This window comes from Ascidiimonas aurantiaca, assembly GCF_037646345.1.
Taxonomy (GTDB): domain Bacteria; phylum Bacteroidota; class Bacteroidia; order Flavobacteriales; family Flavobacteriaceae; genus Ascidiimonas; species Ascidiimonas aurantiaca.
In genome coordinates, this window is the sequence record NZ_JBBEWR010000002.1 from 23,144 (window position 1) to 45,142 (window position 21,999).

The window sequence follows — 21,999 nt, forward strand, 5'->3', positions numbered from 1 at the left end:
ACTTATTTGAATCACCTTTTTTGCGAGTAACTAAGGAAATTTTAAATTTTATATAAAATGGAGGCAAATATTTTCAGCGGCAATAGTATTCTGGAGTGGTTCCTTAAGCTAGTTGTTTTTCTGCTTATTTCATTTCTATCTCTTGTGGTAGTTGCGGCAGTAATTAAATTGGTTGGGTTTATTGTATAAAACTACTTTCAAACCAGATATCGAAGTTTTATAAAAAGGAATGCAAAAGCATTCCCTTACCCGTTTATGCCTAGACGTAAATCCCCACGCAAAAAGGTTGTTATGAAATACTGCCTTAGGGATAGGTTAGAGTTGATGCTCTGTTAAGTCGGTCATTAATAGCCTTTCCTACCCCTTCTTCCGGTATCTTCTCGATAATAAGTATGTCAATTCCTGAATGATCCATTTCATGCATACTTTTATACAAATTTCGGGCAATCTCTTCAAGGCTACCGGTTTCAGAAAGAATGATTTCTTTAAATATTCCTTTTGTTCCAGGTTTATGCATCGCATAGATAATCCCGATCTTTTTGCCAGCATTGTGAGCTATAGCTCCTTTCACATCATTGGTAACGATTGTAGGTGTTCGCGGCGAATAGTGAGAAGTAAGCATGCCGGGGGCTTCCAGTGTTTTTATCCGTGCATCTGCAATTAAAGGCTTTTTGTTTAAAACTTTCTGTATCTCTTCTGCCGTTATACTTCCCGCTCTGTAAATTATGGGCCATTGGTTCTCATCCCATCCCAAAATAGTAGATTCAATACCTTTTTCACAAGGGCCACCATCTAAAATAAGAGGAATACGCTCTCCAAGTTGTTTTTCTACATGTTCCGGCAGGGTAGGACTTATATAACCAGATGGGTTTGCACTGGGGGCCGCTAACGGATATGATATTTTTTCGAGTAATTCTCTGGTAAGCGGGTGTGCAGGAATACGAACTGCAACCCTGGTATTTCCGGCGGTTATTATTTCCGGTACTTTACCGGTCTTGGGTACTAAGAGGGTAAGGGGCCCCGGCCAGAAAGCATTTGCCAGTTTAAGGGCATCATCATGTAAGGGCCCGGTATAAGGTACCATAGAAGGCAGATCCGGGAAATGAAGGATCAAAGGGTTGTTGGCAGGCCTGTTTTTGGCCTGAAAAATTTTTTGTATCGCTTTTACCTGCGTGCCATTAGCCGCGAGCCCATACACCGTTTCTGTTGGGATGGCTACCAGTTCATTAGTATTTAAAAAAGCAATTGCTTTTTTCAGATCCTTTGTAATCAGAGCCATGGCACAGTTTTAGCAATTGCAAAATTACAAACTTAAATCAAAGTTTTAGCTACAATTATACACTGAGCTAACACTCAAATGTACTAATCTGACTTTAAGTCTTCCAATATGGCATCTGCATCTCTCAATACATTCTGGTAACACCTCATCACCCAACGTGTAAAAAGAACAAACAACAGGATGCCCACCGGAATGAACCAAAGTAGTTTTTGATTGATCTCTAAGTCTTTTCCGAGGAGTATTTTTGCCATTACGGGAGCAAGGGTAAACATAAGTACAAAACCCAGATACATACTCAGCTTTTGGGCAAAAACAAATTGTTTTTTGCCTTTGGCAAATGCCAGTAAGGTTTCTTTATAGGTGAGCTTTAAAGGCGATATCCGTTTCATTCTTTTTATAGTAGTCAGAGACCATATTGGCAAAATGATAAGGATGCCTATAGAGACCATTGCCATAATGCGATAAGAAAGAGTGTCCAGTTTTGACAGGTTTGCCAACAAATAAAATCCTGCGACAAAACAAACTATGCTGCTCAAAACTTCGGGTATAGCGATCCTGCTTAAACGGTCTTTAAATTGTAACTGAGTCATTTTAAGGATCATTTCATTTGTTAATTGCTTTTGTTGTTCCAATTGTTCGGCCATTTCAGACCATACATTTTTCATCTCATCTAGCTCCATTTTACTTGTTTTTAATAATACGTGTCTTGAGTTTTTCTTTTATTCGCGATAAACGAGTTCCCACATTAGAAAGCGTTAGACCGGATATTTCGGCAATTTCTTTATAACTGCGGCCTTCCAGATACAGAAGTACCAATGCCTTTTCCAGATCATTTAATGTTTTAATACCAGCATACATTTGTTTCAAACGTTCTTCAAAAACCTGGTCGCAATGTTCTACCTGTTTTAGTATCAGTTCATTTACGGTTACTGAAGGGCCTCTTCTCTTTTGTTTTTTAAATTGTGTAATGGCCGTGTTTAGGGCTACTCTGTAGATCCAGGTACTTATTTTTGATTCATTTCTAAAAGAGTCAAAAGCTTTCCATAGTTGGTATATAATATCCTGATAAAGATCCTTTTGGTCATCTCTGTTGGAGGTGTAAATGGTAGTTACCTTAAAAATAAGTCCTTCATTTTCTTTTATGACTTTGGTAAACCTTTCTTTTTTGTCCATACGGATCCTGTTTTTCACATTAGTAGCTGTTTATAGTCAAAAATCACAAAAAACTAAAAAAAACATAGAAGGATATATAAGCTTACTGAGGTTACGACTTCATCATTCTTCTCAAAATATATCTGCAGTTAGTTAGATTATTGTTTAGTGTTTAAACAATATAATTATTTGGGTTTTGAGGAACAAAACCTGCGATATTCAATTATTATGATAACTTTGGAGTGTTATTTATAGATAATTATTTGTTTGCAATCATCTGAAAGGTAATATGTAATGATTCCGGAAAGCAAATACGCCATAAGTGAATATATGGCAAAGGAGCCTGATAATCTTCTTATTAAGAGTATATATAAGATGCATTGTGAGAGTGTGGATTATCATTTTTTCCTTCCGGATGGTTACCCTGAAATTATGCTTTCAAGTGCTCCGCTTTTAGTATTAAACGCAAATGGGATGGTACTAAAACCTGTGAATAGTCTTTTTTGGGGGCAAAACCGATTCTGTGGATGGCTTAAACCACGACAACCTTTCAGTGCGGTTGGGTTAAAATTTCAACCCTGGGTTTTGTCTAAAATATCCAAAAACACATCTTTTTTAGTAGATACCGTAAAAGATGCCAAAACTCTGTTTTCCTATCAATTTCTAAAGCAAATTGATAAAATAAATACGGTTAACTGGGAAATTGAAGATAACAAGGCCAATCTAATCAGCGTACTTTGTGAGATGTTTCAAGATCACTTTGGTGAAAACTATATGGTTAAGAGCAATTTCTGTTCTACCGTAGAACTATTAAAGAAAAAAGAAGGGAGTGCAAAAATACATGATATTCTTCCCGTGTACAGGCAATCTATACGTTCGCTCGAGGTAGATTTTCGAAAATATGTGGGCATTACTCCCAAAGAATTTCAACGTCTTATCCGGATCAGAAAAGCAGGCAGAGATCTCATAAATGGTAATGATATATTGGGAACCGCTTTAAAAGCGGGATATACTGATCATTCTCATTTTACACGAGATTTCAAAAGCTTTAGCTTAAAAACGCCAAAACAGTTTGTCAACGAAAAGGTAATTCTGCTTTCTGAAATATAACCACTGCGCTTTTTTACAATTTTTTAAATGTAATATTTAGTTCTTTTGTCAGTGTCAATTTCATCTATTCACTAACTATCACTGTCTGCATAGATATCTATAGCATTTGGGGAGATGAAAAATCTTTTTTCTGTAAATGAATAGGTAAGTATCTATTAATCTTAAGTTTCATTACAAGCGTTAAAGAATTAATTATTTACAACAGGCAAATTTTTTATGAAAAAAGCTTTTTGCATTACGGTATATATTTTGGGTATTCTGGGAGGATCGGCTCAAACTACAAAAGGATACTTATCCCGTATGGATGTTTTTAAGGAATTTTGCATGACGTTTCAGGAAAACTATGCATTTTCTGAAGAGAAAAATGTAAACTAGGATACGATTTTTAATGATAATAAGGATAGAATAACAGATAATACTACTGATGAAGAGCTATTTAAAATGATGGTCGAATTAGTAAAACCATTAAATGATGCTCATGTAAAGGTTGGAGTTCCGGTAGATATTAAAGTTGAAAATAAACTTACAGACGTTGAGAATAACTCAGATAGCGTATTATTAAGAGCATTGCAGCACATAAAAAAGTAAGCAACTTTTTGTTAGTAGCTGCACCTGAAATGTAGAATTAGAAGAGAGATAAATTTTTATACTGCGTTTAATAGCAGAAACAACTTAAAACGTACTTATGATGTATAAAGACCGGTATTATAATCATTTTACTGGTAAGGGTACCATTTTGCCACCTCAGTTTAGTAATAATGAGAACTACCTCATGCGTTTTATGGCACCACTATCAGATTATATCTATGAAGAGAATAACCTCACAGTTATTTATTTCAAAAAAGGAACGGGAGAGTTGCACTGGCATGACAAAAAAGTTTTTTTACAAGATGATAAGTTTGTCATTACCAATCCCGGAGAAGGCTGGGTATATCACAACCGGTCAGGAGATTATATAGATGTATTGAGCTTTGTTATGTGTGATAGTTTTAAAGAGGAATTCGATTTTTATTTGAAGTCCTCTTCAAAGCAATTGTTAGACACCCCCTTTGAAAGATACCGGGCAGATTCTTTTTTTCTGGAATGTCCGTTGAGTGCCAGATATTACACTTCCGGTAAATTACTACAGAATATTTATTTTGTGAGTGGTACAAAGAATTACCAATACCTCTCTCCTCAGGAAATCACTATAGAGGTTTTGCAGGCTTTGTGTAAGGACCAATTACGCGCCTATTCTAAAGCGCAAAAGATAGAGGTTGCTAAAAGTTCTACTAAAATGGAAACTTTTCGAAGACTGTTAGTTGCTTATGAGTATATACACGATAATTTTAACAGGAGTTTTAACCTGGAAGAATTATCTAGGCAATGTTGTCTTTCAAAATTCCATCTCTATAATTCATTTAAATGTGTTTACGGGAGAACCCCGCATCAGTATATTAACAGGGTAAGGCTCAATAAGGCAAGACATTATCTAAAAAACAAAGGCTTAACAGTGACAGAGGTTTCTGATGCTCTTGGATTTGCTGATATAGCCTCTTTTAGTAAGCTTTATAAAAAAATGTATGGCGAATCTCCTTCTGTTTTAAAATATAGGAACGCAGAAACTATAAAGAAGCTGAATTGAAAAAGTCTTTGTTTTATTTCTGAAAAAAATGATTTTTGGACAAATGTGCGCTACGAAGTGTCTGCAAATTTGTTTTCGGTAATCAGCTTAGAATTAAAATAATAGGCTGCAATATATCAATTCTGTATTGTGGTCTATTTATATAATAAGTAATGAACTTTGTAAACATTTGTCTTTAAAATTCACCTGAACCCCGCAATAAAAGCTGATCTTCAAATTACGTTTTTCCAAAAATGAACTTGTCGCTACAGATGGGTGCTTTATATCAAAACATCATTTTATGAATTTAGCAACGTCCTAAAACGGGTAAGGCTACAATGTCATCTAGCAAACTTTTCAAAAAAATATACGGCAGGCCCCTTTGGTATTGAAATGAAAATACGCAAGTTAAAAAATTAAGAAGAATATATGATAAATTGCTTATTTACAATTGTAGGGTGAAAATTTTAAAAATTGATTTTTTGACAATCTATCGATTCAGCGTATATATATCTTTGACCTGGTTTTGGGTTTTCCATATACAGGTGAACATATTTTTGCTCCCTCATCTTCCAAACATGAGAAGAAGTTTTTTGTGCAGTTTCAAAAACTAAAAACACATGGAAACCAATTCGAAATCGTACTTAGTAGTTTTCTAAATCTAAAAATGCTTTGTAATTATGAACAATGGTTTTTGATTGTAAAGGTAAATAGTGGTATGACATTAATTTTAGGAATTCTTCTTTTTTGTACTTTTTTTTAAGCTTTTAATGTACATGATGTATATGGAAGTAGGCTGAATCTAACACCCAAGGGATTGCCATTAACATCAATAAAAAGTAGAATTCCTTTTTTATCCGGTTGTTGAAAATACAAAACAAAATATGTGAAAGTGATCTGTATATTCCGTTGAAAACAAATACAAACATATCTGTTAAACGAAACCTGGGAATAGATGTTCTCAGAGGATTCTGTATTCTCGCGGTTATTCTTTTGCACCTGAACATTCAGGTGGATTTTAAGGAAACGTTTTTAGGAGCAATTTTGCCCCGACAATGGTTTAACCTTTTTTTCTGGAGCGGATTTTACGGGGTAGTGATCTTTTTTACACTATCGGGATATCTTATTACTAATTCAACTATACAAAAGTGGCATGTACTGGGTCAAATAAATATGAGAGGATTTTATATGATAAGGTTTGCCCGAATCATGCCACTTTTAGTTGTATTGTTACTGGTTCTTATTCTTTTACACCTCCTGGATATTCCGGGTTTTGTGATCAATGACAAACAAACTTCATTAGGAAGAGCTGTTTTTTCAGTACTTACCTTCCATATCAACTGGTTACAGATAGAAGTAGGGTATCTACCGGCTAATTGGGATGTTTTGTGGTCCATTTCTATTGAAGAAACATTCTATCTCTTTTTTCCGATACTATGCTTTTTTATTCGAAAAGAATGGCAGTTTATTGCTATAGTTTCTGTATTTCTGTTTATTTCCCCCTGGGCACGGGTTGCCCTGTTTCCCGAAAATGAACTGGGTGATCGCAACCATTTGGCATTTATAGACTCTATAGCTCTGGGGTGCATTACAGCAATTCTGGCACATAGAGTCCGGTTCTCAAAAATATACCGACTCCTTTTTTTAATAATAGGGAGTATATGTATGATTCTGGTACTTCTCTTTCGAGGGTGGGTGTACCGGTCCGGTCTTGTGGGTATAGGTTTAAATATTACATTACTTTCACTGGGAGTAAGCCTGGTAGTGCTCTGGATGCATAACAGACATATATCAGGTAAGGAAAAAGATCTGTGGATATTTAGAGGGATTGGGAAAATGGGAAGGCTCAGCTATGAAATATATTTAACACATATGTTTATTATTATAGGCCTTGTAGGCATATTTAAGAAACTAGGTTTATCAGGAGCCTGGACGTATATATTGTATGTGTCAGTTATTTTGGGATCATATTATTTTGCCAGACTCTTACATTTCCGATGTACTCAGCCGCTTAACCAATGGTTAAGGAATCGTTATCTAAAAAAATGGGAACTAGTTGATAAATTATGAGTTTGAGTACTGTCTTTTTGAGTATATGTCACAGAATTAAAAAAATAAGATGATAAAGCCAATAAAGTGTAAAATTATGGACAGTAAGGTAAATCGTATTTAAAAACAAAATAGCAGGCTTATTTCAATAGTTCGTTAGTTTGAGTGTGTTTATTTTTCAGCAAATTGGGTAGTCATTTTGATTACCCAGTTTGCATTTTATAGAAAAAATCAATTGTCCTGATTTAGGAAAAACAGTAAAAGTACTTAATCTATAAGTAGTTAAGAATATGGATGTTTTTTTCAAACAAAAATCATAATCTGTGTTTATGTACAGGACAATATATTTAATACGTATTTACTTGTTAATGATGTAAATTTAATAGATATCAGGAGAATTAATGTGTAGTTGATTAGGAGCGCCTGTAAATATTTAAGTATTTTAGGCCCCTGCAAAAAAGAATAAAATTTTATTTTAACCAAACTCATTTTAAAAAGGCATGAAAAAAACATTTTTCTTATCGATTTTATCGATATGCTCATTTTTTGCTTCGGCACAAATAAGCTTTAATACACCAGATGAAGGGGGAATTAACTCTTTTGTAACCATGAACAAGGATTATTCAGATGTGAAAGCCACTGGGTCTCCTTTCCTTGAAGATGATCTTTTTAAACCGGGAGTTGTTCTGATGAAAGGAAAAAAACAAATGGATGGAGAATTCAGGTTTAATGCATACAAAGGAGAACTTGAAATATCAAAAAGCGAAACCAAATATTCAGTAGTACTTAAAAGAAGTTATATCTCAGTAAAAATAGAAAATACTCTTTATCAATTACTACCTTATAAAGATATTCAGGGCAGGGTAAAAGTGGCGTATTTTAATCCTCAGAATGAAGGAATGGTTCAGTTACTTTTTAAGCCCGAGATTAAATTAAAAAGAGGAAGAACACCGCAAACAGGCTATGACAGATATGTACCTCCCAAATACATAGATGCCAGCAATTATTATATAAAAGTAGGTGATAAACCAGCTGTTAAAACCAGTCTAAAAAGAAAAAAGATTCTTAAGTTTTTAAAAGATCATGAAGATAAAGTATCAGGTTTTATAAAAGAAAACAGCCTGAACCTAAGAAAGAAGGAAGACATTGTTAAGGTGTTAAACTTTTATAATGAGCTTTAATAGTGGATTACTTTAGTTAATTAGGAAAAAGCGTATCTCCTTTTACGTTTATATTAAACATATATTATTTAAAGCACATAAGCAAAAAACCGCTTATGTGTTTTTTTTTGAAGATATGTAAAACTCCTGTATATGCCTTTTTTATTACTGGCTTTATCTTATAAAATCCTGTTTCATCATAAATTTTCATCATACATCATGAGTCAGAGATAGTTTTGAACAAAATATAAACTATGAGAAAAACAGTTTTGATTTTGTTCCTTTTCTTCACCTCCCTGATGTTTGCTCAGGAAAAAGAGTTTACCCTTAGTGGTTTTATAAAAGAAAAAAGCTCGGGAGAGCCCATGTTTGGTGTTAATGTATTAATTGGTAACACAGGTATTACCACCAATGAATATGGTTTTTTCTCATTATCTCTTCCTATGGGTTCTCATACTGTGACCATAAGCTATCTGGGCTTTAAAACACTGGTAAGAACGATCAGGCTTGAAGCTAATATAAAGGTAGAACTGGAACTGGAAGAAGAAGCTAATAAGCTGGAAGAGGTAGTGGTTACTTCAGAAATTGAAAGAAATACCGCTGGGATACAAACCAACGAGATGAGTGTGGTTTCCCTGAGATCAGAAACTATCAAAAAATTACCGGCTATTCTGGGAGAACCAGATGTTCTTAAATCCATTCAGTTATTACCGGGGGTTTCAAGTGTAAATGATGCGGCTAACGGATTTAATGTTAGAGGTGGCTCAGCTGATCAAAATTTAGTACTGCTTGATGAGTCCATCATATATAATGCCTCGCATTTGTTTGGTTTTTTTTCTGTTTTTAATACTAATGCGGTTAAAGATGTTAAGCTGTACAAAGGAGGTATTCCTTCTACCTACGGAGGAAGACTTTCATCAGTACTTGACATAAGACAAAGAGAGGGAAACAGTAAAGCATTTAACGGGCAGGCTGGTATTGGACTTATAGCAGGAAATATTCTTTTAGAGGGTCCTATTAATAAAAAGGACAGGGAACAGGGAAAAGGATCGTATATGTTGGCTGCAAGACGTTCCTGGGCAGATCTGTTTACATTCCTTTCTGATGAATTTAGTGATACCAAACTTTTTTTCTATGATCTCAACCTAAAAGTGAATTATGAATTGAATGAGAACAATCGTTTATACCTCTCAGGATATCTTGGACGTGATAATTTTGAGATAGAAGACTTTCTGGGAACCATTTGGGGAAATGCCTCAGGCACTTTACGCTGGACGAGTATTTTAAATGAAAAACTTTTTTTTCAGACCTCGGCTATATTCAGTAATTATGATTACAATCTAGATAATCTGCGTTCCGGTTCAGAATTTCGATGGAATTCAAACATTACTAACTTTAATTTAAAACCAAGACTTTCGTGGTTCATAAATGCTCGTAACACCATTCGTTTGGGAGGGGAAGGGATTTACTACCATTTCAGGCCCGGAAACATATCACCTCTTCAAGGGTCGGCCATAACCCGCCAGAAGTTTGCAGATAAATTTGCATTAGAAACAGCGGTCTATGCCGATGTCGAACAGAAAATAACTCCAAAACTTAGCCTGAGATATGGTTTGCGATGGTCTTCTTTTTATAGACTGGGTAAAGAAAATATTCGAGTGTACAAAGAAGGCAGGCCTCTTACCTATGATCCTGAACAGGATCAATACAACAACAATGCTGTTATTGATACAAGAGCTTTTGGTTCTGGAGATGTAATTGAACGTTTTCACGGCTTAGAGCCCCGTGCGACCATAAGATATCTCTTTAATAAAAGCAATTCAATAAAACTGGGATATAATCGTATGTATCAGTATTTGCACCTTATCTCTAATACTACGTCTGCTACTCCTTTGGATGTATGGGCTCCCAGCGGCCCTTTTTTAAAACCTCAAAGCCTTGATCAGATAGCTTTGGGGTACTTCCGGTCTTTTAAAAAGAAAACCTATGATTTTAATGTAGAGGTGTATTACAAAAGATTAAATAACGTTACTGATTTTATTGATGGTGCCGATCTTTTGTTTACTGAAAACATTGAAACCGAAGTGGTTCAGGGACAAGGAAGAGCTTATGGTTTGGAATTACAGATAAATAAAAACTTCGGAAAACTTACCGGTTGGCTAAGTTATACTCTTTCCAGAGCAGAGTCCAAAGTATTAGGGATAAATCAGGGAGCATATTACCCTGTAAATAATGATCAACGTCATGAACTTAATCTGGTGGGAATGTATGATTTGGGCGGACGTTGGGAGTTAAGCGGAAACTTCGTATTTGGCTCAGGAAGGCCCATTACGTATCCGAGTGCTCGTTATGAGCAAAAAGGTTTGGTAGTGGCAGACTACAATAGTCGTAATGACAACCGTTTACCTGCCTACCATCGTTTGGATATTGCGGCTACTTTAAAACCCAAACCTGATGCCCGATGGAACGGAACCTGGATATTTAGCATAGCCAATTTATACAACAGGCAAAATGCAGCGTCTATTTTCTTTAGAGAAGTTGGGGAGGTTAATGACCAGGAAGTGGCTACTGGCCGAACAGAAGCTATTAAACTATCTTATTTTGGAATTGTACCCAGTGTTACCTTTCAATTCAATTTTTAAACTTTAACTTATGAGAACTATTTATAATATTTATTTTATCATTTTAAAGATCTTGTTTTTTTGCATAATATTGAGTTGCGAAACTGATGTTACCGATGATATTACTATTAGAAGCAGTGAACCCCGCCTGGTAGTAGAAGGTGGTCTGGAACGTAACGTTCGTTTTCCCGATCGCCCACAACTGGTAAGATTGACAACTACCCGTAACTTTCTATCTAATGAGCCAAATCCGCCAGTAACAGATGCGGTCATTCTAATATCTGATGGTGATCAGGACTGGGAACTTGTGCACACCGGTGAAGGATACTACGAAGCTGCCGGTTTGCAACCAGAGCTTGATACAACATATACGATTACCATTTCATGGAATGGATCCGTTTACCAAGGAAGTGATACCTTGTCAGCGGTACCTTTGTTTGATCGTTTTTATTTTGAGTTTGAAGAGGAGACTTTGGTGACTGATGAGGGGTACTTTCTGCGTATTGACACTCAGGATTTTCAGGGAATAGCTAATTTTTATTATTATCGGGTCTTTAAAAATGGAGAGTATATTATTGTACCAGATCCGGGAAATTCTATCGTTTTGGTAGTTTCCGATGAGTTTTTTGACGGGCAATTGAGAGTAGGGGTAAACCCTAATGATGAAGTGAGTTTTGAACCAGGGGATCTTGCCGGAGCTCAACAGTTAGGCATATCAGAAGCGTATTACGATTTCCTTTTTCAGGTATTTGAACAGACCGGAAACTCGGGGGTTTCTTTTGTTGGGAATCCTCCGCCTGCGTCAATTAGAGGAAATATTATTAATTTAACGGATAGTAAAAACAGAGCTCTTGGCTTTTTTTATACGGCAGATGTAGAAGAACAAACCATTATGATTACCGAATAAACCATATGCACCAAAAAAATTGAAAAATAACAGGTTAAAAATATATTTTTTAGTTTCCTTTTTTACCAACGCACTTATTTCTATTGTAAAGTTATTATTGGATGAAAATTTATGGCTGGTGATTAAGGAAATGATCATCACTTTTCCTGTAATTTTTGGGTATTTGTGGCTCATATATTATCTGAGAAAAAAACTTATCCTTTTAAATGTGTTTCCTTCAATATCCGGAAAGCACTATTTACAGCGGTGGCTTATTTTTGGCGGGATAATTATTGTCAAAGCCTTTGTGTTAACTATTCCGTTGCGAATGGTTATTCTTTTTTTCTTTGCAGATGATAATGAGGATGCCCTTTTTGATCTTAGTTTTGCTGCATTGTACGCCGGTACCTTTCTCACTATTTTCTTTGTGTATCCGTTAGAATCGTCTATGGAAGAACAAATAGAAAAACAGCGAATGAAAGAAGAACTGGCAAAGTATGAATATGAAAAATCACTCGCCAAGTACCTGTCTCTCAAGAAACAGTTAAATCCGCATTTCCTGTTTAATAGTTTTAACAGTCTGGCCGGTTTAATTTCAGTAGCTCCAGGTAAAGCAGAGCGGTTTGTAGAAGAGTTATCCAATGTTTACCGATATACTTTAGATAAAAGTGATGAAATAGTGGTGCCGCTTCAGGAGGAACTACATTTAGCACTCTCCTATATGAATCTTCAAAAATACCGGCATGGTAATGCCATTCAGTTAAAACAAGAAGTCGATGCCTGTTATCTTACATGGCTTCTCCCACCCATGACGCTTGAACTCATTTTGGAAAATGCTATTAAGCATAATACGTTTGACCGTAAAAAGCCTTTGAAGATAAAAATGATAACCCGAGATCAAAATATAATCATTACAAATACATATTCGCCCAAATCCAAACCCATTGAAAAGGAATCTGTAGGTATCGGGCTAAAAAACTTAATAAGTCAATATTCTTTTATTTACGATCATATACCTGAGTTTACTATAAACAAATCTTTATATATTGCTAAAATTCCCCTTTTACCGCCTGAATCATGATTAAAGCAGTTATTGTTGAAGATGAAAATATTGCAGCAGAGCGCTTACAGCGCTTATTGCAGGTGTATACTGATCTTATTTACGTAGATGCTGTTATTCATACCTTAAAAGAAGCTATAAAATATTTTTCAAAGCATACCCCCGACCTTATTTTTCTGGATATTAATCTTACCGACGGTTCTGCTTTCGAAGTATTTAATCAGTGTAAGATCACTACACCAATAATATTTACTACAGCGTATTCTGAATTTGCTTTGAATGCATTCGAGCATTTTAGCATAGATTATCTGTTAAAACCAGTGACTGCTGAAAAGCTAGAAAGAAGTTTAGAGAAGTTCGGGTCTTTTCGGGATCTTCAGTTAACTGATTACAATGATTTATTAAAAGCTTTTAAAAAAGAATACCGAAAACGGTTTCTGGTGAAGTTAAACCATCAGTTATATACCATCCCTACCCAGGAGATCGCTTATTTTTATTCAGAAGATAAACTTACTTTTATACAATGTTGGAACGGGAAAAGATATCCTCTGGATGAAACTTTAAAAAACCTTGAGTTTTTAGTAGATCCTCATGCTTTTTTCCGCATTAATAAAAAATATCTTATCCATAGTACTGCTATAAAAGAAATGTATCATACTTCCAGGTCAAGAATCAAGATCATTTTAAAACCGGAACCTGAAGATACTAATGTAATGGTAGCTCTGGAAAAGTTTGGCAGATTTAAAAAGTGGTTATCAACATAAATAATGGAATAATACCTTAAAACGCTGGTTTTTATGGGTCTAGAAAGTTGTTATAGCTCCCATAAATCTACTTGTAAACCTTTGTGCTATCGTACTTACTATTTTTACTTTTCCATAATGAATTAGTCGTCGTTTTTTAATATGTTAGTGGTTTATTCAGACCATTTACCTGTATAAGGATCATATCCGCATTTGAGTGGTTTGCTAAAATCATTGATTGGTTCCTCCACATATGCCCTACAGTCTGTACATATATATCTAAATTCGCAATCTTTGCATACTTGTACTGTATCTTTGGTAACTTTCCAATATTTTTTAAACTGCTTGTGTGCCAATACCTCTTTGAGCGATAATTTGGAAATATTACCAAAAGTATCGGGCATTGAAGGGCAATTTCTTATTTCTCCATGACGGTCAACAGAAATTTTTCCATTTAAACATGAATTGTGGGTATGTGACTCGGTGAATGTTTTTATATTGATAGAAAAAAGAGCGGGGTCTATACATCCACAATCTTTCTCAGAGGTAATATGAGCAGCAGTGTGTATATAATATCCCAGTGATTTTAATTTTTCAATGTGTTTTCCTTTAGGGGAGTTATAAACAATTAAAGAATTAAGTCTTTTATACTTTTCAAATAATCTAAGATGTTCCCTTTCAAGAATCTTTTTGTTAAAAGGAATTAAAAGATCTATACCAATTGTATTCGATTTTATTTTTTCCAGATAATGGAGAATAGTATTAATATTATTATAAGTAATGTTTTTGTAATAACGGAGTTGAACGAATTTACATTGTAAATCACTAAGTTGCTTTAATGCATCTTCGACACTATAACTTGATTCATTGCTTATATCAAGAATGGCATTGGTAACTTCAAAAGGTTCTTTCCATTCCAGACTAAGATCAGGAAAAAGATCAGGGGTATCCGTATAAAAAGCAAACTCATTGTCAACCAGTACCTTGAAATAATCATCAATAATATCGTTATACTGATTTTTGTAAAATACTTTGATCTCCTCGATAGTTTTATGTTTGTGATCTTTCAAAATAGTATATAGGTCCATGGGTATGTAAACATAATTATGTCTTTGAAGATCACAAATAATACTTTTTGATGCTCCTTTTACCGGGACACAACTAGCATATAGAATACAGAATTTATTATCCATTTCAGAACCTCAAAATTTTAGATATTGGCCTGTAAAACTCCTGTTTGTTTATATGGGTACTTTCATAGTTGGACGCAGACATACCTTTGGTAGATGTTAATTTTGCCTTGCTTAGTATTTGTGCATTTTGAAAAGTTATAGGAAAACTTTTCTTTACTTTATGAAAACTAAGTTTTTTCATCAGCTAAAAATTTGGCTATTTTTTCTTCAATATAATAGTTACAGTTGGCAGAAACCCAGTGAAATTGGCCCATAGGGTTTATTTCCAGAAAATAATACTCGTTCTGAGGAGTTACTATCAGGTCAATAGAGCCGGTGTTCATATCTGTCCGATCCATAAAACACCATATTTTTTTTTCAATACTTTTAGGAAGTAAAACAGGCACACACCTATTAGGTTTTTGTCGATTATAGTTTCGATAATCTATTTGGGTTTTTTTATCATTCTGTGAAAATATGGCCATAGAGAACAATTGCTTACCTATAACAAACACTCGAACTTCATACTGCTTTGCTATGAAATTCTGAACATAAATAGGAATAAAAGTTTTGTTGAGCTTTGCAATCATCTGTGAACTTACAATTTTCACGCCGGTAGAAACAAAGTGTTTATTTCTTGTTTTAATATCTATCGGTGCCCGCAGATCTTTAGTAATAATTTTTTTATACTTGTTGTAAAAGGCCTGCAAAGCCCCTTTATCCGATGTAATCAGGGAAGCGGGAATTTTTAACCCTACTTCTTTTGCTATCTCCAGATTGATAAGTTTATTGTTGGTATGTATTTCCTGATCAAGTGAACCAATGTAATTGTCTTTTAGCTTCTTTTTCAAATGATCTTCCAGGTAAGAATTGTAAACACTCAATTCTTTGTTGAAATAATTAAGAAAAACAGATCGGTTTGAGAAATTTTGAAATAGAGTATCAGGTATAAAATTTGCTCCACCTCTGCGTTGCCATATTTTCGAAGCATTTTGGAACACTGAAGTATTAGAAAAAGATGCTTGTATTTTTGAAGTACTGTTTACAAAAGTATCATCATTAATTCTTATGAATTTTTTTTTCTTGCTTATAAGCCATTCGGTTACAAGATCGGTTACAAGATCGGTTTTCTCTGAAATAATGTATATCATGGCTCTGGAAATCAGGTGCCCGAAACAGTTTTGTATTCCAGGCACCTAATTAAAATACTGTTAGAGATAGATTACCCGGTCGAGGTCTTTGTCGTATTTGTCCAGCCCTCGATTTCCATTACCATCTACCCATGTGGTATCTTCTGTACCCGCAATTGGGCTAGTATTTGTACCACCAAAAATAAGATCTTGATCTTCGATCTCGAATTTCTTAAACTTTTCCATGTTATTTGATTTTGTTAAGTTTAATTATTCCTACTCTATTTAAGGATTTTCGGCTACTCCTATTATAAACTGTATTTAAACATGTATAGAGTGATACTGCTGAAAGTATTAATTATCAGCACTATAGCTTTACAAACTATACAGTTCGTTTTTAGTGAGACTTTTTTAGGAGATTAACCGTAATAATGTTGATTACTACGGATGTAAATTGTGCGCGATTTTAAATTCTTTAATAACCTCAGCCGAATCTAACATGATCCCGGCATGGGTGCCAAAAATTTGTTTATTGGTCTTTCGCCAATGGTATCTGTCTGCCAGGAGTTTAAATGCCTGATTATCTATTTCTTTATTTTTAAAAGCCTCGGCTATCACAGGAAACCATTTCTCTAAAAAACATATATCTTCAGTATGTTCGATAATGATACTGGCATAATTACAATATTTTTCACCTACCAGTGATTTTCCCGGATAACCATAAGTGTTAAATATTTGTTTTAACTCCTGAGTGTTTTTCTCGTCCAGTATCCGTTGTTTTTCAATCTTATTCGGATCATTCAAAAAGGAGGCATGCGATCTGTAAAACTGATCTTGTTTCATGAGGGTTATCAGTTTCGTTATGACTTTAAAGTTTTTAGAAGTATCCTGATTAATTGTATAATATTCTGGAGAATTACGAGAACTTGCCGGGATCTCTTTTGGAAGGTTGTATCCTTTAATAATAGTTAGATATTCCTGTCCTAATACTTGATAAAAGACGGTATTCTCTATACCGTTATAAGCTTCGATAAAGTAATTGGTAATATTCATGAATTTTTGGGTATTCATTTCTTTACTCTTTTCGAGATTATAGCGAATGAGAGTTTTGTCATTTCCCAGTAAGGAGTAAGCCATAGCCAGGTTCCAATGGTCTGCATAGGTAGTATCTTTGGTTTTTGACAAAATATCAAGTGTGTTTTCAAGGATAGTTTCACCTTTTCTTCTCGATTGCTCCGCAGTTAGAGGATTTTGTGCCATAAGGATGCTGAGATTAAGAAATACAATGACGGCCAGTGACAGCTTCATAATAGTTTTGAGTTGGTTAGTAATAAAAAACTTATGAATTATTTGTGGACAGTGTATGGCAGTATAAGCCGGTCAAGATCGGTGTCATATTTATCTACAGGAAGTGGAGTAATAATGGCAGTTGGGATTAAGTCTCCTCCTGAAATAAGATGTAGATGCGCAGGGGGTAGTTGTTTCAGTTTTTTCATGACACGAATATTATAAGTTGTAAACTATTATTTTCAAATTGCTGTAAAGAAAAGTAAATAACTATAGTTTACTGATTGTTTCTTCCTGTAAATGTAAGAAAAAAATTAACTTTTAGAAATAAAATTGTAGATTTTGTTTCTTTTTTTAGTTTTTAAATATTTGATTTTAATGTGTTTATTGTTTTTTAAACAAAATATGAGAGGTATATTAAAAAGGATATGCTTTTAAAAATTATAGTTTTTACAAGCGTGTATAGTTTTTATTGAGGAGTGCGGATTTACAGATGACTTTTCCATGCGTTTTATATTCCAGATAAAAATAATGGTGATGTACCTAACTATACATTATTCTAAAAAAGAATCTTCTTTATTTAAATGTAACGGTACGTATTTTTGAATGATATAAGGGGTTATTTCTTTTAGTGTTTTTCCATAAACAGGGTGCAGTCCCGGTGCGGTAAAATACTCTATTTCTCCTTCTTTATTTTTGTAGTACCAAATCAAAGCCTGGTTGGTATCTTGGGTAAAAAAAGTGGTTGTCATAGTTACGTTTACTTTTTTAAAGTTGTCCAGTTTGGCTTTATTAAGAGGTTCTATTTTGGTACCGTACTTTGAAAAAGGCACTAAGCTACATGCCACTTTTTCATAGTGTGTATTTGCCCAGGTCATACAGTATTTTTCTGTTTGTGAGGTGGTCTCTGGCTCCTTTATAATTGCCTTGTAAATTTTAGTTCCGGCAATAGTAAAAATCAGGATTAATAAAACAGTTATGATCTTTGATTTGAATATTTTTAGTAAAGGAGTGTGTTTCTCTTTTTTTAATGATTTTATACTGGCATGTTGAACTGCACCGGGAGAATCCTTATTTTTGTCTGGGTTATTGGTAATATAGTCTTCATAACTCTCATACCCCAGATATTTACAGAACAAATTAACACTTTCTGACAGAGGGGCACCGGTGTCTTTCCCGTCAATATACCGGTCATAAGCTCTTTCCAGGGTTTTGTAGCTTAAACTAATTTCTTGTTCTATATGACGGGCCAGTGCATATTTGGAATCTGAGACGCACCTGCTTTTTGACGTTTCAAACATCTTTTTGACGATTTCTCCAATTCTCTTTTCATCCATAATTTGAAAACACACAGATTTCACACTTGAAAAATAATAATAAGTATTTGATAATCAAATATTTATTTCGTGTCCAAAACATGTCTAATACAAGTCGGGCCCATGTCTGTAATTTTATTTTGAATACGCATTTACTTTGTGCCAAGATTGATTTAGTTGTGTGTTGCTAACATAGCTTTTCTAGAAAAATCTTTCTTACGGAAATCTGTAATGTAGATAGTGTTCAGCCCGGTGGAAAGTAGCTGGTACTGTCACTTACAATTTTCACTTTCCAAAAAGCAAGGAGTACTCCAAACACTTGCGGGTGATTGATAAAACGCCGGAAGAATTCCGTGCAATCGCCCTATTGTTTAATCATAAAATTTTAGAGACATGAAAAAAGTTATCGTAACACTTACGATATTGGTTTTTAGTACTTACTTATTTTCTTGTGAGAATGAAACCGTTACAGACATTGATTCTTTATATCAAACCCGCTCAACGGAAGGTGACGACGGACAAGTTAAACCGCCACCTCCGCCTCCGCCTCCGGCTGGAGTAGGAAGTTAGTTGAAAATAGACTCTTTAAATTTGAGCCATGTTTTAATACATGGCTCTTTTTTCAATATATTTAATACAAAAAAATAATTGTTTTGAAGAGCGTTTTTATTCTTGCTTTCATAAGTATATTCCTATCCTGCAAAACTGAAGAAAAAAAATGGGTTCCTAAGTTTGAAAAGGTTAAGGATAGCGCTCTTTTTTATTATAATATTTCTACCGATACAGAACTTTCTGTAAACCAGCGCTTAGACGCCATAAACAAATCTTTTCTTTTTGTTAAAGAGATCGATCAGGATACTCTTTTTTCCAAAGTACTGTATCAGAAAAATTTAATATATTTTTCTTTAGCACAATATGATAGTCTCAAAAGATTAAATGATGTTTTAGTACATCATGCCATACAGGCAGAAGATTGGCTAATTTTGGGAAGGCAATATTATTTAATGGCTCGTTATTTTGATGATGTTCTACATCTTCCGGATAGTGCATTCCATTACTATACCTTTTCTAAAAGTTATTATAATCAGTATGGAGAAAGAAGTTGGGTAGGCATTAACCTTCTGTGTATGGGGTTAATTCAGCAAAATCAAAATGACTATTTTGGAAGTAAAGAAACCATCACAGAAGCCTTAACATATCTTGATCCCTCAAGAGACTATAGGTCTATAGCATCTTGCTACAATGCATTAGCCACTAACCATAGAAAACTTTTAAATTATTCAGATGCTATAAAGTATTACAAGAAAGCAATTAAAGTAGCTCATGGTAAAACAGATACGCTTATTTACCAAAATAACATGGCTGCTACTTATATAGACAGTGGGGAGTATAGTAAGGCTATTACCATATTAAGAAGCGTTGCACAAGATTCTATACTCAGACAAAATCAGAAAGAATATGCAAGAGTTCTGGATAACCTGGCTTATGCCCAGTGGCTTTTTGGAGAAGAAATAGCAGCTAAAGCTTTCTTAATCCCTCTGTATTTGCGTAAACAAAAAAACGATAAGCGTGGTTTAATAGCCAGTTATACTCATCTGGGAGAATTTTATAGTAAAAAAAAGTCAAAAAAAGCCATTTCTTATTTTGATTCAGTAATTAAGTTATCTAAAAAACTAAAAATACCGCGTGCAGAAAAAGATGCTATTAAACACCTCGTAGCGATACAGCCTCAAAGCCTTAAACTGCGTGATCGTTACATATACTTACAAGATAGTCTTTACGCTCAGGAATTAAAAGTAAAAACCCAGTTTGCCAAGTTCAAGTATGACGATAAGTTAAAACAAGAAGCTATACTGCGTTTACAAAAAGAAAATGCAGAAAAAGAATTAGAACTTGCTCAACAGCGTAATCAGAAAATAGTTTCTTATTCTGGTTGGGGGCTGCTTTTTATGACGTTTGGTTTTGCAACCTTTTTTTTTATTCAACGAACCAGGCGTTTAGAGCAGAAAAACAGAACTGCAAAACTGGAAGCGACTTTTGAAACAGAAGAAGCCTTATCCAGAAGGCTTCATGATGATTTTGGCGGAAAGTTAAATCATACCATGTTATTACTTCAAAACAATACAGCTACTTCCAAAGTACTTGATGTAGTGGAGGAGCTATACAATCAGAGTAGGGATTTTGCCAGAGAAATAAATGATGTAGATACGGGGCCTAATTTTAAAAATCTGCTTTTTGGGATGCTCTCTGCCTACAGTAAAGATATAAAGTTAATCGCTACCGGTAGTACAACAATTCATTGGGATAACATATCAGCTATAACCAAGAAAACACTTTACAGAGTATTACACGAATTAATGAAGAATATGCAAAAACACAGTAAAGCTACCCTGGTTAGTATAGACTTCAAGCAGAGCAAGAAACTGCTTAAAATTGAGTATTCAGATGATGGGGTGGGAGCCTCAGAAGAAAGTTTGTACTACCGAAACGGACTGTGGAATACGGAAAAGCGTATTGAGGCAATAGATGGAACCATTACTTTTGATACTGAAAAAGAAAATGGTTTTAGGGTTCAAATAGAAGTGCCTACGTAAAAACATCATGCTATGTTCAAAAAAATATTGATAGCCGAAGACTTTCAGGACACGAATAAAGGTATTGTAGAAGCCTTAAGAAAAAGGTTGCATATTCAAAATATACAGGAAGAACTTTATTGCGATAAAGCCTTTAACAGGTTTAAATTAGCATCTAAAACCAAAGAACCTTTTGATTTACTAATAACCGATTTATTTTTTAAAGAAAGCTATATGAAACGTAAGCTCACCTCGGGTAAGGCACTTATAAAAGCTATCCGGAGCATTACCCCTCATATAAAGGTAATTGTCAATTCTATGATCGATGATCCTGCACAAATTAATTTGTTGTTTGCCGAACAAAAAATAAACGGCTACGTATGTAAAGGGCGTAACAGCCTTACCGAATTAGTGCATGCCATAGAAAATGTACACCAAAATAAAACATACATGTCTCCTCAAATCAGTTTAAGTACAACGACCAATGTTCTTGAACTGGATCCATATGACCTAATGATCTTAAAAGAGCTCGCAGAAGGACTCACCAAAAAAGAGATATCAAAAAAGTTCAAAAAGCAAAACATCACTCCCAATAGTGAAAGTACTATTGATAAAAAAGTGGGTAAACTATTCGATGCTTTTGGAGCAAAAAACACACATCATTTAATTGCCAAGCTTATACGAGATGGTAAAATTTGATTAACTTTTACTTTATCCATATATCTTTTCAATAAAAAAATAAATCCCTTACAGATATCTGTAAGGGATTGGCTTTTTATAGGCTTAAGTTTGAAAAATAAACATATCTCGAAATTAAAAATACTCTTTAAAAACATTATGGAAAAATATTATGTAAGT

21 protein-coding genes are annotated in these 21,999 nt (G+C 34.4%); 12 read left to right on the forward strand and 9 right to left on the reverse strand.

Translation table 11 applies throughout. From position 1 onward, the window contains the following. Positions 1 to 304: 304 nt before the first annotated feature. The 3 genes from WAO84_RS02580 to WAO84_RS02590 form a co-directional block, all read right to left on the reverse strand. Positions 305 to 1,279 (reverse strand): L-threonylcarbamoyladenylate synthase, encoded by a 975-nt coding sequence (locus WAO84_RS02580; protein WP_340063468.1) that lies wholly within the window; start codon positions 1,277 to 1,279, stop codon positions 305 to 307. A gap of 83 nt (positions 1,280 to 1,362) precedes the next feature. After that, on the reverse strand, positions 1,363 to 1,959 hold the full coding sequence (locus tag WAO84_RS02585) for an MFS transporter (RefSeq protein WP_340063469.1): 597 nt from the start codon (positions 1,957 to 1,959) through the stop codon (positions 1,363 to 1,365). Between the two features lies 1 nt (position 1,960). Further along, complete coding sequence (locus WAO84_RS02590; RefSeq protein WP_340063470.1) at positions 1,961 to 2,452, reverse strand: RNA polymerase sigma factor; 492 nt, start codon at positions 2,450 to 2,452, stop codon at positions 1,961 to 1,963. A 273-nt stretch (positions 2,453 to 2,725) separates the two neighbouring features. Here WAO84_RS02590 and WAO84_RS02595 point away from each other — a divergent pair, with 273 nt between their 5' ends. From WAO84_RS02595 to WAO84_RS02640, 10 genes are all read left to right on the forward strand, one after another. After that, positions 2,726 to 3,541 carry a helix-turn-helix domain-containing protein gene (locus WAO84_RS02595; RefSeq protein WP_340063471.1) on the forward strand — a complete coding sequence of 272 codons (816 nt, stop codon included), beginning with the start codon at positions 2,726 to 2,728 and terminating at the stop codon, positions 3,539 to 3,541. Positions 3,542 to 3,757: 216 nt separating this feature from the next. Further along, complete coding sequence (locus WAO84_RS02600) at positions 3,758 to 3,916, forward strand: hypothetical protein (RefSeq protein WP_340063472.1); 159 nt, start codon at positions 3,758 to 3,760, stop codon at positions 3,914 to 3,916. A gap of 66 nt (positions 3,917 to 3,982) precedes the next feature. After that, positions 3,983 to 4,129, forward strand: a complete 147-nt coding sequence (locus WAO84_RS02605) for a hypothetical protein (protein ID WP_340063473.1) — start codon at positions 3,983 to 3,985, stop codon at positions 4,127 to 4,129. A 97-nt stretch (positions 4,130 to 4,226) separates the two neighbouring features. Further along, positions 4,227 to 5,165 (forward strand): helix-turn-helix domain-containing protein, encoded by a 939-nt coding sequence (locus WAO84_RS02610; RefSeq protein WP_340063474.1) that lies wholly within the window; start codon positions 4,227 to 4,229, stop codon positions 5,163 to 5,165. Positions 5,166 to 6,053: 888 nt separating this feature from the next. After that, the gene (locus WAO84_RS02615) at positions 6,054 to 7,214 is read left to right on the forward strand and encodes an acyltransferase family protein (protein ID WP_340063475.1); all 1,161 of its coding nucleotides are present in this window, start codon (positions 6,054 to 6,056) and stop codon (positions 7,212 to 7,214) included. A gap of 479 nt (positions 7,215 to 7,693) precedes the next feature. Next, entirely contained in the window at positions 7,694 to 8,374 is a 681-nt protein-coding gene (locus WAO84_RS02620) for a hypothetical protein (RefSeq protein WP_340063476.1), read from the forward strand. A 233-nt stretch (positions 8,375 to 8,607) separates the two neighbouring features. Next, entirely contained in the window at positions 8,608 to 10,995 is a 2,388-nt protein-coding gene (locus WAO84_RS02625; RefSeq protein ID WP_340063477.1) for a TonB-dependent receptor, read from the forward strand. A gap of 10 nt (positions 10,996 to 11,005) precedes the next feature. Then, positions 11,006 to 11,881, forward strand: coding sequence for a DUF4249 domain-containing protein (locus tag WAO84_RS02630; RefSeq protein WP_340063478.1), 876 nt, complete (start codon positions 11,006 to 11,008; stop codon positions 11,879 to 11,881). A gap of 19 nt (positions 11,882 to 11,900) precedes the next feature. Continuing rightward, the gene (locus tag WAO84_RS02635) at positions 11,901 to 12,941 is read left to right on the forward strand and encodes a sensor histidine kinase (protein WP_340063479.1); all 1,041 of its coding nucleotides are present in this window, start codon (positions 11,901 to 11,903) and stop codon (positions 12,939 to 12,941) included. Continuing rightward, on the forward strand, positions 12,938 to 13,684 hold the full coding sequence (locus WAO84_RS02640) for a LytR/AlgR family response regulator transcription factor (RefSeq protein ID WP_340063480.1): 747 nt from the start codon (positions 12,938 to 12,940) through the stop codon (positions 13,682 to 13,684). The genes WAO84_RS02635 and WAO84_RS02640 overlap by 4 nt, the downstream gene beginning before the upstream one ends. A 152-nt stretch (positions 13,685 to 13,836) precedes the next feature. Here the strand turns inward: WAO84_RS02640 and gwsS are convergent, their stop codons facing one another. The 6 genes from gwsS to WAO84_RS02670 form a co-directional block, all read right to left on the reverse strand. Beyond that, on the reverse strand, positions 13,837 to 14,856 hold the full coding sequence (gwsS, locus tag WAO84_RS02645; RefSeq protein WP_340063481.1) for a grasp-with-spasm system SPASM domain peptide maturase: 1,020 nt from the start codon (positions 14,854 to 14,856) through the stop codon (positions 13,837 to 13,839). A 167-nt stretch (positions 14,857 to 15,023) separates the two neighbouring features. Then, positions 15,024 to 16,031: a grasp-with-spasm system ATP-grasp peptide maturase gene (gene gwsG, locus WAO84_RS02650; protein ID WP_340063482.1), complete on the reverse strand. Its 1,008-nt coding sequence runs from the start codon at positions 16,029 to 16,031 to the stop codon at positions 15,024 to 15,026. A gap of 15 nt (positions 16,032 to 16,046) precedes the next feature. Next, positions 16,047 to 16,211: a hypothetical protein gene (locus tag WAO84_RS02655; protein ID WP_340063483.1), complete on the reverse strand. Its 165-nt coding sequence runs from the start codon at positions 16,209 to 16,211 to the stop codon at positions 16,047 to 16,049. Positions 16,212 to 16,406: 195 nt separating this feature from the next. Then, positions 16,407 to 17,273, reverse strand: coding sequence for a DUF6624 domain-containing protein (locus WAO84_RS02660; protein WP_340063484.1), 867 nt, complete (start codon positions 17,271 to 17,273; stop codon positions 16,407 to 16,409). A gap of 38 nt (positions 17,274 to 17,311) precedes the next feature. Beyond that, on the reverse strand, positions 17,312 to 17,461 hold the full coding sequence (locus WAO84_RS02665; RefSeq protein ID WP_340063485.1) for a hypothetical protein: 150 nt from the start codon (positions 17,459 to 17,461) through the stop codon (positions 17,312 to 17,314). A 345-nt stretch (positions 17,462 to 17,806) separates the two neighbouring features. Next, the gene (locus WAO84_RS02670; RefSeq protein ID WP_340063486.1) at positions 17,807 to 18,589 is read right to left on the reverse strand and encodes a hypothetical protein; all 783 of its coding nucleotides are present in this window, start codon (positions 18,587 to 18,589) and stop codon (positions 17,807 to 17,809) included. Positions 18,590 to 19,221: 632 nt separating this feature from the next. Between WAO84_RS02670 and WAO84_RS02675 the strand changes: the two genes are divergently transcribed. Together WAO84_RS02675 and WAO84_RS02680 are read left to right on the forward strand one after the other, a co-directional pair. Beyond that, complete coding sequence (locus WAO84_RS02675; protein ID WP_340063487.1) at positions 19,222 to 21,162, forward strand: tetratricopeptide repeat protein; 1,941 nt, start codon at positions 19,222 to 19,224, stop codon at positions 21,160 to 21,162. A 12-nt stretch (positions 21,163 to 21,174) separates the two neighbouring features. After that, on the forward strand, positions 21,175 to 21,840 hold the full coding sequence (locus WAO84_RS02680) for a response regulator (protein ID WP_340063488.1): 666 nt from the start codon (positions 21,175 to 21,177) through the stop codon (positions 21,838 to 21,840). Positions 21,841 to 21,999: the final 159 nt, after the last annotated feature.

Coding starts and splice junctions, on each gene's coding strand:
- WAO84_RS02630 (WP_340063478.1), top strand. CDS start 11,006: ATGAGAACTATTTATAATATTTATTTTATCATTTTAAAGATCTTGTTT.
- WAO84_RS02610 (WP_340063474.1), top strand. CDS start 4,227: ATGATGTATAAAGACCGGTATTATAATCATTTTACTGGTAAGGGTACC.
- WAO84_RS02655 (WP_340063483.1), bottom strand. CDS start 16,211: ATGGAAAAGTTTAAGAAATTCGAGATCGAAGATCAAGATCTTATTTTT.
- WAO84_RS02640 (WP_340063480.1), top strand. CDS start 12,938: ATGATTAAAGCAGTTATTGTTGAAGATGAAAATATTGCAGCAGAGCGC.
- WAO84_RS02620 (WP_340063476.1), top strand. CDS start 7,694: ATGAAAAAAACATTTTTCTTATCGATTTTATCGATATGCTCATTTTTT.
- WAO84_RS02580 (WP_340063468.1), bottom strand. CDS start 1,279: ATGGCTCTGATTACAAAGGATCTGAAAAAAGCAATTGCTTTTTTAAAT.
- WAO84_RS02590 (WP_340063470.1), bottom strand. CDS start 2,452: ATGGACAAAAAAGAAAGGTTTACCAAAGTCATAAAAGAAAATGAAGGA.
- WAO84_RS02605 (WP_340063473.1), top strand. CDS start 3,983: ATGATGGTCGAATTAGTAAAACCATTAAATGATGCTCATGTAAAGGTT.
- WAO84_RS02595 (WP_340063471.1), top strand. CDS start 2,726: ATGATTCCGGAAAGCAAATACGCCATAAGTGAATATATGGCAAAGGAG.
- WAO84_RS02670 (WP_340063486.1), bottom strand. CDS start 18,589: ATGGATGAAAAGAGAATTGGAGAAATCGTCAAAAAGATGTTTGAAACG.
- WAO84_RS02585 (WP_340063469.1), bottom strand. CDS start 1,959: ATGGAGCTAGATGAGATGAAAAATGTATGGTCTGAAATGGCCGAACAA.
- WAO84_RS02600 (WP_340063472.1), top strand. CDS start 3,758: ATGAAAAAAGCTTTTTGCATTACGGTATATATTTTGGGTATTCTGGGA.
- gwsS (WP_340063481.1), bottom strand. CDS start 14,856: ATGGATAATAAATTCTGTATTCTATATGCTAGTTGTGTCCCGGTAAAA.
- WAO84_RS02660 (WP_340063484.1), bottom strand. CDS start 17,273: ATGAAGCTGTCACTGGCCGTCATTGTATTTCTTAATCTCAGCATCCTT.
- WAO84_RS02625 (WP_340063477.1), top strand. CDS start 8,608: ATGAGAAAAACAGTTTTGATTTTGTTCCTTTTCTTCACCTCCCTGATG.
- WAO84_RS02680 (WP_340063488.1), top strand. CDS start 21,175: ATGTTCAAAAAAATATTGATAGCCGAAGACTTTCAGGACACGAATAAA.
- WAO84_RS02665 (WP_340063485.1), bottom strand. CDS start 17,461: ATGAAAAAACTGAAACAACTACCCCCTGCGCATCTACATCTTATTTCA.